This window comes from Micromonospora sp. PRAS1 (assembly GCF_059553435.1).
This window is the reverse complement of the sequence record NZ_JCANNB010000124.1, coordinates 1-378: the sequence shown is the minus strand read 5'-3', so window position 1 is coordinate 378 and position 378 is coordinate 1. Positions and strand designations below refer to the sequence as shown.

1 protein-coding gene is annotated in these 378 nt (G+C 64.6%); it reads right to left on the bottom strand.

The genetic code is table 11. The annotated features are described in order from the left end of the window. Window positions 1-378 (bottom strand): acyltransferase domain-containing protein (locus AC507J_RS32375; RefSeq protein WP_496294382.1); only part of this gene is annotated, 378 nt, incomplete at both ends.

The window sequence follows — 378 nt, the reverse complement described above, 5'->3', positions numbered from 1 at the left end:
ACCCGACAACACCTCACCCACCGCCACACTGCGCAACACCACCACCCGCGCACCATCAACCACCGACAACCCACCCGACACCACCGCCGCCGCAATCTCCCCCTGCGAATGCCCCACCACCGCATCCCCCACCACACCCAACGACTCCCACACCGCCGCCAACGACACCATCACCGCCCACGACAACGGCTGCACCACATCCACCCGCGCCAACAACACCTCATCCGACAACGCCGCCCGCACATCCCAATCCACAAACAACTCCAACGCCGCCACACACTCACCAAACCGCTCCGCAAACACCGACGAACAACCCAACAACTCCACACCCATACCCACCCACTGCGCCCCCTGACCCGGGAACACCAACACCCGCTT